Origin of the sequence: Arsukibacterium sp. MJ3 (genome assembly GCF_000987765.1) — a bacterium.
GTDB lineage: Bacteria > Pseudomonadota > Gammaproteobacteria > Enterobacterales > Alteromonadaceae > Alishewanella.
The window spans coordinates 189320-199382 of record NZ_LAHP01000006.1 but is presented as its reverse complement, the minus strand read 5'-3'; the positions used below and the strand labels follow the sequence as shown (position 1 = coordinate 199382).

General features: G+C 46.2%; 13 protein-coding genes. 1 reads left to right on the top strand and 12 read right to left on the bottom strand.

Translation table 11 applies throughout. The features are described 5' to 3' along the window. The 5 genes from VT06_RS06830 to ilvG form a co-directional block, all read right to left on the bottom strand. On the bottom strand, positions 1 to 504 hold a 504-nt coding region (locus tag VT06_RS06830), incomplete at its 3' end, for a hypothetical protein (protein WP_046553537.1). After that, a complete protein-coding gene (locus tag VT06_RS06825; protein ID WP_046553536.1) occupies positions 504 to 1391 on the bottom strand; it encodes a hypothetical protein in 888 nt (295 codons plus the stop codon). The genes VT06_RS06830 and VT06_RS06825, both read right to left, overlap by 1 nt. 84 nt (positions 1392 to 1475) lie before the next feature. Next, entirely contained in the window at positions 1476 to 3065 is a 1590-nt protein-coding gene (gene ilvA, locus VT06_RS06820; RefSeq protein ID WP_046553551.1) for a threonine ammonia-lyase, biosynthetic, read from the bottom strand. A gap of 6 nt (positions 3066 to 3071) precedes the next feature. Continuing rightward, positions 3072 to 3326, bottom strand: a complete 255-nt coding sequence (gene ilvM / locus VT06_RS06815) for an acetolactate synthase 2 small subunit (protein ID WP_046553535.1) — start codon at positions 3324 to 3326, stop codon at positions 3072 to 3074. After that, complete coding sequence (gene ilvG / locus VT06_RS06810) at positions 3323 to 4975, bottom strand: acetolactate synthase 2 catalytic subunit (protein WP_046553534.1); 1653 nt, start codon at positions 4973 to 4975, stop codon at positions 3323 to 3325. Before ilvG ends, ilvM begins: the two co-directional genes overlap by 4 nt. Before the next feature lie 409 nt (positions 4976 to 5384). On the opposite strand from ilvG, the gene VT06_RS06805 reads away from it, so the two are divergent. After that, positions 5385 to 5627, top strand: a complete 243-nt coding sequence (locus tag VT06_RS06805; RefSeq protein WP_046553533.1) for a DUF1289 domain-containing protein — start codon at positions 5385 to 5387, stop codon at positions 5625 to 5627. A gap of 47 nt (positions 5628 to 5674) precedes the next feature. Here VT06_RS06805 and VT06_RS18425 read toward each other — a convergent pair whose 3' ends face one another. The 7 genes from VT06_RS18425 to cysQ all read right to left on the bottom strand — a co-directional run bounded on the left by VT06_RS18425 (position 5675) and on the right by cysQ (position 10018). After that, entirely contained in the window at positions 5675 to 5836 is a 162-nt protein-coding gene (locus VT06_RS18425) for a GlsB/YeaQ/YmgE family stress response membrane protein (RefSeq protein WP_200897925.1), read from the bottom strand. A 136-nt stretch (positions 5837 to 5972) separates the two neighbouring features. Continuing rightward, the gene (locus VT06_RS06800) at positions 5973 to 6650 is read right to left on the bottom strand and encodes a GNA1162 family protein (protein ID WP_046553532.1); all 678 of its coding nucleotides are present in this window, start codon (positions 6648 to 6650) and stop codon (positions 5973 to 5975) included. Position 6651: 1 nt separating this feature from the next. Further along, positions 6652 to 7008, bottom strand: a complete 357-nt coding sequence (locus tag VT06_RS06795) for a DUF4810 domain-containing protein (protein WP_046553531.1) — start codon at positions 7006 to 7008, stop codon at positions 6652 to 6654. Continuing rightward, complete coding sequence (locus tag VT06_RS06790; RefSeq protein WP_046553530.1) at positions 7005 to 7328, bottom strand: hypothetical protein; 324 nt, start codon at positions 7326 to 7328, stop codon at positions 7005 to 7007. The genes VT06_RS06795 and VT06_RS06790 overlap by 4 nt, the downstream gene beginning before the upstream one ends. Before the next feature lie 2 nt (positions 7329 to 7330). Then, positions 7331 to 8278 carry a CsgG/HfaB family protein gene (locus VT06_RS06785; protein WP_046553529.1) on the bottom strand — a complete coding sequence of 316 codons (948 nt, stop codon included), beginning with the start codon at positions 8276 to 8278 and terminating at the stop codon, positions 7331 to 7333. A gap of 225 nt (positions 8279 to 8503) precedes the next feature. Further along, a complete protein-coding gene (rsuA, locus tag VT06_RS06780; RefSeq protein WP_046553528.1) occupies positions 8504 to 9199 on the bottom strand; it encodes a 16S rRNA pseudouridine(516) synthase RsuA in 696 nt (231 codons plus the stop codon). A gap of 45 nt (positions 9200 to 9244) precedes the next feature. Next, positions 9245 to 10018 (bottom strand): 3'(2'),5'-bisphosphate nucleotidase CysQ, encoded by a 774-nt coding sequence (gene cysQ / locus VT06_RS06775; RefSeq protein WP_046553527.1) that lies wholly within the window; start codon positions 10016 to 10018, stop codon positions 9245 to 9247. Positions 10019 to 10063: the final 45 nt, after the last annotated feature.

Below are 10063 nucleotides of genomic sequence, written 5' to 3'. Positions count from 1 at the left end.
GGCTGGTGTGCCCCGGCTAATGATCCGTCGTACATCACGGTCATAACATAACGCTTCGTTTTTAACCCAAACCTCCATTGTCACGCGGTTGGTTAGTAGAATCATTGGTGGGCAAGGAAAGTATCCTGCTGATCCAGCCTTGTCCTGCCAGTAAGAGGATATAAAGTAACTGCCAGCAAACATAGCTATTAAGCCGAACATAGTTAAAGACGCGAGCAGTTTTTCTGCCCTCTTAAACAAGATGGTTTCAGTTTGAAAAATACAACGATAAAAAAAATAGAGCAGAAAGAGTAAAGCACCAGAAAAGGTACCGATTATAATTCCGGGTCCATAACCATGCATATTACTTAAAACGATTAATGACTGCTGGCTCACGATAAAGTCAGCGTGTTGACGCCACCCTGTGAATAACAACATAAATGCTGCGATACTCATCGCTAGCATCATAATAAATGCCAGTAGCGAGTAAATCGCTAATTTTAATTTTGAGCCTTGGTGCGCCATTACCTAAACCTTGGCTTTACAAAAGAATTTAAATAGCTTCGTAAAGTTAGTGATAATTGTCGCCTGACAACAGCACCAGTTGAACTTAAAACATAGTAGAAACCTGAAGCGATATCGCGCTTCAGGCTCTCTTCTTTTTGTTCTAATTTCCAAATAAGCGCAGTCGTAATACCGAAGTGCTGATCCACCTCATATAAAAACCATGCAGTGCCAACGGCCATAATTAAACCAAGTGTAAGTGGAACAACCGCGATGGTTGTGAGTGTTGCAGCAATAGCACCGATTGCATAACCTGCAGCACTAGCAATAACTGCTTTTACAATATCGGCACTGATAGCACCTAACCAGTCAGTCCACCTATATTCGTCTTCAAATAACCAACTCAGGGAATTGATCGTTACAGAAAACAGTATAGAAATTAAAAAACCACCTTTAGCGGATGATTTGAGCGCCTGCCCGCCCACTCCCATGCTCATCACTTTTGTGTTGCTGGCAAGGTAGCGCGAACCCGTTAGTATCTGTCGTAAGCCGGCGCGCCCTTTAAAAATAATATATTGTTTGCCTCCAAGAACTTGAACATAGTACCTTCCGAAAATACTGCCAGAACGCTTCATATCCATTGCCAGGGTATTGAGCATCCGAATTTCCGAACTCGCAGCTAGTACGGTTCCACCAAATTCTCTTCCATAAATCTCTAGTTGTTTGGCTAAAACGGTTTCAGTTAAACCTTCAAAAATTGCTGTTATTTGCTGAGGGGTTTTACCCTTACTCTTTTGCTCTGCAACCCAGAGTTCTGTCATCTCTTTACTGTTTAAAGCGTAAACATCATGCTGATTTTCTTTAAACGCATTCTGTAGTTCATTGCGGCTTATTTTTAATTGCGACATCGTTTTATCGTCCCTGATGGCTACAAATATTAATAAAAAGTTATTAAATCATCTCTTTTTGGATGCCGCAAGGAAAAATAATAATTAGCTTGCCCGTAACATTACTCCCGCCGTTAAGAACGTCTGATAACTTCGGTTACTGCTAACTTGTTGGTACTGATAACCCAGCTTGTCTAAATAGCTGGCGATATCGCTGTGCTGCGCCACTTCAAAGCCGGCCAGTACATCACCGGTGGCGGCGCCGTGGTTGCGGTAGTGAAATAAGGTGATATTCCAGTGCTCCCCGAGGGTATTTAAAAAATTCATTAAAGCCCCGGGGTATTCCGGAAAGTTAAACTGATACACCTGTTCGGTTAACTCGCGCGGCGGCATACCGCCAACCATATGGCGAACATGCAGTTTGGCCAGTTCGTCGTCAGATAAATCCTGATAGGCATAACCGGCGTCGCTTAATAGCTTACATACGGTGTCTAATTCTTGCTGGCCGTAACGCAGTTTTATACCAACAAAAATATGTGCCTTATTGTCGCTGGCATAACGATAGTTAAATTCAGTAATAGCCCGGCCGCCCAATGCCTGGCAAAAGCGGCGGAAGCTGCCTTTTTCTTCCGGTATGGTTACCGCAAACACCGCTTCTTTTTTCTCGCCCAGCTCGCAGCGTTCAGACACATAGCGCAGCGTATCAAAGTTTAAGTTAGCCCCACTTAACACCGCGGCAAAGTGCTGCGGCTTAGCTAAGGTGCTGTTATGTAGCTGCTGACTGTATTTTTTTAAACCGGCCAGCGCCAGGGCACCTGCTGGCTCTGCCACCGCGCGTAAATCATCAAAAATGTCTTTAATGGCAGCACATATTTCATCGCTTGATACGGTAACCACTTCGTCGCAAAAGCGTTTCGCCAGGTTAAAGTTTTCTGTTCCTACCCGCTTTACCGCCACCCCATCAGCAAATAAACCCACCCGCTCAAGAGTAACTGGCTCACCTGCTGCCATAGCGGCTTTTAAACTGGCGGCGTCTTCTGGCTCAACACCGATTACCCGCACATTAGGCTGAATAGCTTTAATATACACCGCCATGCCGGCTAAAATACCGCCGCCGCCTACCGGAATGAACACCGCATTTAAGTGGTTATGCTGGCTTAACAGCTCTTTAGCTACCGTGCCCTGGCCGGCAATAACGTCCGCATCATCAAACGGCGGGATATACACTGCGCCTTCGGCGCGCGCTAAGTTTATAGCGTAGCTGTTGGCTTCATCAAAGGCAGTGCCATGCAGCAATACATTACCGCCGAATGCTTTTACTGCGGCTACTTTAATTTCGGGCGTGGTTATTGGCATAACAATAGTAGCGTGCAATTGCAGCTTACTGGCCGACAGCGCCACGCCCTGAGCATGGTTACCCGCCGAAGCACACACCACCCGCGCATTGGGGTTTTGCTGTTGTACTTTATACAGTTTATGAAAAGCACCACGCAGTTTAAACGAGTACACCGGCTGTTTGTCTTCGCGCTTTAGTAACACGTTATGGCCCAGCCGCTGACTAAGTTTTACCATGTCATCTAATGGTGTTTCTACTGCAGCCTGATACACCGGCGACAGCAAAATTTCGCGCAAATACCGCTGCATTATTGCTGTATCTGAGTCGTCGTGTTGCGCTATTGCCAGCTTGTTAAGCATCATAACTCAGGCCCGCAGCGCGGCAATGTCAGCACTGGCCAGTTGCAACTCGCGCACGTCGTATAACTTGTGCAGCTGACTGGTCAGTAAATGAATGGGCTTGTCACTGGTCACGGTTAAGGTGATCAGCAAACCGGCCATTTCTGCCAGTGGCGTTAATTGCAGCCCGGCCAACTGGTAGCCGCGATAGCGGGTCACCTGCAACAAACGTTCAACAACGCTGGCTTCATTATTGGCGGTGATGGTTAGGGTATGGTTCATTGGTTGCTCTCCATAAGCATATCTTCATTGGCAGCACCCGGCGGTACTAATGGCCAAACGTTATCTTTTTCGTCAATTCGAACGTGCAGTAAATACGGGCCAGGCCAGGTAAACATGGCTTCTAGCGCGCTTTCAACTTCATCTTTACGGCTTACGCTGTGGCCAGGTATGGCAAAGGCGGCGGCCAGCGCCACAAAATCCGGGTTGTCAGATAAATCCGTTTCGCTATAACGCTCATTAAAAAACAACTGCTGCCATTGCTTCACCATACCCAGGCGCTGGTTATCAACAATGACAATTTTAACCGGCAACCGAAAGCGCTTTATGGTGGCAAGCTCTTGCACATTCATCATAAAAGACCCGTCGCCCGACACGGCTATAACGGTATCGTGTGGCCGGGCTAATTTGGCGCCAATTGCAGCGGGCAAACCAAAACCCATAGTACCGAGACCGCCACTGGATAAATGGTTGCGCGGGTGACTAAAGCGCATATGCTGCGCTACCCACATTTGGTGCTGGCCAACATCGCAGCACACCACACTGTTATTGGGCATGCGCTCACTTAACTGCTTTAGCATTAACGGGGCGTAAATACGCTCGCCCGGGTGGTCATAACGCCAGCCGTGTTGCTGCTTTAAACTGCTGCAATGCGCTAACCAGTCACTGCAATCTGTAGTGCTGGCAATAGCCGGCAGAATTTTTTGCATATCACCCAAAAAAGATACCTGCGCAAAGCGCACTTTATTAATTTCGGCTGGGTCAATATCCACATGAATAACCTTGGCATGGGGCGCAAATTTCTTTAGGTTACCGGTTACCCGGTCGTCAAACCGTGCACCTAAGCAAATAAGTAAATCGCACTGCTGCACGGCAATATTAGCCGCCTGGGTGCCATGCATGCCCAACATGCCTAAGTAATAGGGGTTGTCTTTGGCCACCGAGCCCATGCCTTTTAAGGTGGTAACAGAGGGCATTGGGCATTGGTGTAAAAAATCCTGCAATTGCGCCATGGCACTAGCCATATGTACGCCACCACCAATATACGCCATCGGCTTTTTGGCATTGGCAATTAACTGGCGGGCCTTCGCGCTCTGGGCTAGCGAGGTTGTTAGCCTATTTTCCGGTTGCTGCTGCGCCACATCAACTACCGCAACTTCTGCCAGTTGCACGTCTTTTGGAATATCAACCAACACCGGGCCGGGCCGGCCAGAGCGGGCGATAGCAAAGGCCTGATGTAAGGTAGCGGCTAGCTCATCGACACTGCGTACCATAAAGCTGTGTTTAGTTACGCTGATGCTTAAACCCAGCACGTCGATTTCCTGAAAAGCATCTGTGCCCATTACCGCTTGCGATACCTGGCCAGTAATCGCCACCAGCGGCACCGAGTCGAGCATGGCATCGGCTAATGAAGTAATTAAATTGGTGGCCCCCGGGCCAGAGGTAGCCAAACACACGCCAACCTTACCCGAGCTACGGGCATAACCAATGGCCGAAAAGGCGCCGCCTTGTTCATGCCGGCACAGGTAATGCTTTACCGGGCTGGCATAAATAGCGTCATAAATTGGCATAATAGCGCCGCCGGGATACCCAAAAATGGTATCCACCCCATGCTGCTGCAACACCTGTAGTACCAACTCTGCGCCTTTCATTTGTAACCTCGTGTTGCTGTTTAGTTTTCACTGGCCCTGAAACGACAAAACCCCCGGTCCTTGCGGAGCGGGGGTTTTGTTGGAAGTTTATTTTTGCTGCTTTAACTTTCCAAACGCATGCCCCCGCGGCGACTAATAATCACCACGACCACGAGGACAATAATGTTCAGAACAGCAGCTAAACGCATAAAATAACTCTTACTTATTTGTTTGGTTGAAAATATTTTTAGTTATACAGTCTGCTCTGCAGACCAACTTACTATTAGAAATAGCCGTCTATCAGTCTGAAGTCAACCACTTTTTATGATCTGCTTAAAATAATTGGTCATTTTGCAGCCTTAAACCTGTTTGCACCTTTGGCCTGCCACAACGTACACTTAGTGTATTCATCAGCCAGCGCGGTAGCACTGTGGATCAGTTAGAGCTATTCGACATACCTAACCCCTGTATCGGGGTGTGCCAGAGCAATAACCGCGGCTATTGCCTTGGTTGTCTGCGCTCGCGCGATGAGCGCTTTAACTGGCACCAGAAACCAGCTACCGAACGAAGTCACATTCTGAAACTGCTGCTACAACGCCGGGCCAGGCTTAATGCCAAAGAGAAGAAAGATCAGGCAGTGCCAGATCAAGGGGAGTCACTGGATTTATTTTAACAACAAGCCTGCAGCACTGTTCGTTGCCCTAATAACTAGCGGCTTGACTAACTTTGTTTAATTAAGCTAATCAGATAAATCAATACCACGGCGCCCACGGTGGCGGTAACCAGTGAACCAATAAATCCATAAGAAGCCAAGCCCCCTAAAAAGGCACCAACAATACCCACTCCAATATTGCCTAACAGGCCAAAACCGCGGCCTTTCATAATATTGCCAGCTAACCAACCGGCTAACGCACCGATAATTAAAAAAGCCGGCTATTATAACCGGCTATCAAGTAGTTTGTTCTGCAGCAGCTTTTACTTAAAGATTACTGCTGTTAACAAGTTAGTCGCCAATTTCTTAGCCTTTAGTTTGAGTGCTCATATTCTTATTAACCGCTTTTTCTAAACCATCTTTACCATGCTTGGCGCTGTATTTTCCTGCAGGCAATGTATTAACTACTGTGGCGTTTACAATGCGAGCAACCGGCACATAATCAGTTAAAGCAGTGGTAATGGCAGTAGCAATAATATCAGCAATGATATTGCCGCTATTACCAGAAGTATTATGAACAATGACGTTATTGTAGTTCCACAACACCTCGTTAGTGGCAGTAGACACTAAATCGAATTCGGCACCAACAGTAACATTGCCGCCGGTTACATAGTAATTGGTGTCCCATTTATTAATGGTAACAAACAATACTGCATCGGCATCAAATAACTGTTTAAACTTTATAGCGTTTACATCACGCAACTGGGCACCATCAATTATGCCTTCATTGTTTAATATAAAATTGGTTAACGGTAGTGGCATAACATAATAACCCGCTTCGGCTATTGGTTGAGCAATGGTGGTAGAATATAAATCAGGTGCATCGGCAGCTGTAGAATTATTAATTGCTGGCACCACCAAAATAGATAACGGGTTTTCCTGATACACTTTTGGAAAGGCGTCTTGTTTCGATATCATTGGCGACGCGCAACCTGCCATAATAAAACTGACGGCACCCACTAGACAAATACGAACTCGTTTCATATTAAACATCCTTATTCATTGAGTTGATCATCATATCCACGATCTTGGTCGATTCCGGAAACAACTCTTTCTCTTTGCTGAAATATTGTAATGCTAAATCTACATTACGATCCTCTGCTTCCAACATTGCTAATTCTGCGTAGATACCTGGGGGGATTTTCTTGTTTTTAGTCTGAGCATTATTAACAATACTTAGCAAGCTAGCCTTATGTTTGGTTCTGGACTCATCTGTCGGAGTATTTTTTAATTTATAAGCGGAGTCAGAATAATCACCCCAATAGTAAATTGAATTAGTGGCCTGACAAGCAGTTAGCCCTAAAGCCAACACAGATATAACCGCTAGTTTTATTATTTTCATGGGATCCTCACCTCGAAAGTATTGCCGTTTGAGACATATATTTTACGTTTAACCACCGTCGTATTAGCTCGTAATACTTCCACAGTATGAGAACCCGTCGGCAAATCAAATTTTGCTACCATTTCGCCATTTAGTTTAAACGTATTGACGTCATTACTATCCAGACTGATTGGTTGCTGGTCATTAATAATTAATACGGTATTGGCGAAATCACCAGCAAGCTGTAAATATGCTTTGTCGTCTACCTGGGTAGAAGTACTGAAACCTGCACTACAGGCAGATAGCATAAAAACCATTGCAATTAATAAGATATTTTTCATTATTACGCTTTCCCTTTTTCACGGACTACAAGTCTCTGCAGCTCAAGCTCAGTAATATTACCTGTTACCAGCTGACAAACTGACAATTCATTCTCGCCTTCACCAATAAAGCCAACCACTTTAACGGTGGCAACTGTGTTGCCAGGCAAGGTAATAAACAGGCCTGTTTGCGGGTTTTTAATTTGCTCGCCGGCGGTTTGCACGTCAAAGGTATCGTTTAAGCTAATTCCCTGAGCTTTACCACCAGTCATCAGGTAGTTAGCACCCTGCTGACTAATTAAATATGCCTGCCAGGGGGCGTCAAGCAGGTTTTCTGCAATATTACTGACTAGCTTTGAAATGGCTGCTGATAACGCCTTATCATTTATCGCCGTGTCATAAGCGGCACGCTCACCAATTCCTGCAACAGTGTTTGCTTCAACACGTGCTTCTCCGGTGGCTTCTTCTGAATATAGTACCTGGCCAGTCTTAGTATTTACCAGCCGGACATTAACTGTAGCTGTTGCAGTTTGAATTCGGTTTCGGCTGAATACTCCAACCTCGCTGGTGCTAGAACGGCCAAATTCTGAAACTGAGCCAACAATCAGGTAGTCTGAACCAACTGCCTGCACCGCATTACCGGCAAAATTTTGCTCGGCAATAACTTTGTCTAAATCAGCCCGCTCTAACATTATAAATTTATTAGTTTCTGTTAAACGAGCAGCAAGAATATCAGACGCTTGCTTACCTAAACGATCGGCATTTTGGTCTACCAAAAAGGCGTTGCCACGTTTGGTTTCATCTGAAAAGCGCGCTATAGCAATTACCCGCTTTAAAGACATTACCTCTGGCTGAGCCAGCGTTTTACTAACGACGGGTTTGGTGTCAGGAACTTTATTGACAGTTTCACGAGTAGCTGATGTGCAAGCGGTCAACGCTAAAATCAGGATTGGAAGTATTATTTTTTTCATATGGCCCTCATTATGATCAGCACAAACTTAACGGCCACCAAGAGTAGGGGGCTAGCGTTCCATGCCGACCATCATATTCAACTACACACAATATTTATTGTGTAATGCGCAACAAAATTTAAAGTTGATGTAACAACAACCCTGAATTTTGTTAGCGCAACTTTACCGGAATAAATTATCTTTTAAAAGATGAGATAGAATAAAATTCCTACTTAGCTAAATTAGCTACTTTGCTAACAATTCCAGCTCTGCTGCAGTTAGTTGCCGATACGCACCCTCGGCTAAATCGGCAGGCAGTTGCAGGCCGCCAATTTTTTCGCGGTGCAATTGTTCTACCTTGTTACCAATAGCGGCAAACATGCGCTTTACCTGATGGTAACGGCCTTCATGAATGGTAAGCAGCGCTTCATGCGCGGCGACAATGTCCAGCTCAGCCGGTTTGGTCGGGTCTTTTTCACCGCGTAGCATTATGCCTTCGGCAAACAAGCTGACAGCGTCATCGCCAATGGGGTCGGCAGTCCATACCCGGTAGGTTTTAGCAATATGGTGTTTCGGTGAGCTTATTCGGTGCGACCACTGACCATCGTCGGTTATTAATAATAAGCCGGTGGTGTCTAAGTCAAGCCGGCCAACAGTGTGCAAGCGCTCTACTATTGGCTCGTCCAGCAAGTTAAATACTATCGGGTGCTCGGGGTCATCATTGGCACATAAATAGCCGGCGGGCTTGTGCAGCATAATGTAGCGCAGGCCAACTATTGTTAGGGGTTTACCCTCCAGCACCACCTGATCACTATCGGCAACCTGCAACGACGCTTGTTTTACTAACTGGCCATTAATCGTTACCCGCTTTTGGCGCAATACTTTGCCAGCTTGGCTGCGGGTTAAGCCAGTACAATCACATATAAATTTATCTAAACGCATAAGTCACCTGTATATAAGGTGCTTAGTGTACCGCACTGGCGAGAATTAGTCGCGTAGCGCCGATACCATAAAATTTGGATTTAACAGCGGTTCGCGCTGATAAACCTTGTTAGCAATGCCGGTAAAGCTAACCGTTGCACCAGCTTCGCTGGCGATAATATGCCCGGCACCGGTGTCCCAGGCCATGGTAGGGCCAAACCGCGGATACACGTCGGCCGTGCCATCAGCCACTAAGCAAAATTTAAGCGAACTGCCAACCGGCACCATTTCATGCTGGGTAAATTGTGCTAAATAAACGGCTAAATCGGGGCTGGGGTGGCTGCGACTACCCACCACTTTTACCAACTGCTTGCTACTGGCGTGGTTCGCATTAATAGCAGTAACACCGGTGTGCTGCTTTAAAAAAGCACCCTGGCCCAAAGCGGCATAGTAGGTTTTAGCTAATACCGGTGCATGTACTACGCCTAAAATCGGCTCACCGTGCTCAATTAACGCAATATTTACGGTAAATTCGCCATTGCGTTTAATAAACTCTTTCGTACCATCGAGCGGGTCAACCAGCCAGTAACGCTGCCAGTGCTGACGAATATCCCAGCTAATATCAGCCGCTTCTTCTGACAAAATGGGCAGTTCTGGAGTTAGCTTGCTAAGCAAGGCAACAATAAGCTGGTGTGCGGCTAAATCGGCCGCCGTTAGCGGTGAGTCGTCAGCCTTAGCGCTAATATTAAAATCGGCTTGCTCACGGCCATAAACGGCTAAAATAGCCGCACCGGCCTGTTCGGCAATGCTAATAACTGCTGGGAGTAACTGCACTGTCATGTTGTAGTCCTTGCGAGAAAGGGTTGCTTCACATTGTAAATAACT